This window comes from Vibrio sp. 10N.222.46.A1 (assembly GCF_041473595.1).
GTDB classification, from domain to species: Bacteria; Pseudomonadota; Gammaproteobacteria; order Enterobacterales; family Vibrionaceae; genus Vibrio; species Vibrio tasmaniensis_A.
Genome location: NZ_JBFRSN010001279.1, coordinates 1 through 518, shown reverse-complemented (window position 1 = coordinate 518; position 518 = coordinate 1). Strand labels below are relative to the sequence as shown.

At 40.7% G+C, this 518-nt stretch carries 1 protein-coding gene; it reads right to left on the bottom strand.

What is annotated here, in order from left to right:
• Nucleotides 1-113: 113 nt before the first annotated feature.
• On the bottom strand, nucleotides 114-518 hold a 405-nt coding region (locus AB4496_RS25955; RefSeq protein ID WP_372132743.1), incomplete at its 5' end, for a methyl-accepting chemotaxis protein.

The window sequence follows — 518 nt, the reverse complement described above, 5'->3', positions numbered from 1 at the left end:
GGAGAAGGCGGCTATTTTAAACGATGACTGCTATTGAAAAACTATAGACGCTATTTGAAACCATAACCGCGACACACTACAAGTTTCATTTTAACTAACTGTTTTAGTATGAATTAACGCAGTTTAAACATACCAACCATTGATGCCAGTCGTTCGTTTACTTGGGAGATATTGTTGGTTTGCACCAAAGCTTGATCTCCATTTTTGTTGAGTTCATTTACAATGTCACTCAGAGCCACCATGTTACGACTAATTTCCTGAGTTACGCTGCTTTGCTCTTCTGCGGCCGTTGCAATTTGAATGCTTAGGTCATTGATACCCGTTACTTGTGACGTTAGCTCATTTAAGCTGCTGCCCACTTTCTCTGTGTTATTAAATGTTTCGTCACAAGTCCCTTTCGTCTTATTCATAGACTCTTCAACATTCTTGTTCACTGAAAGCAAACGAGTCAGCGCTTGTTCAATCTGTTGTGTACTCGCTTGTGTTCGACTCGCTAAGGCTCTCACTTCATCAGCTAC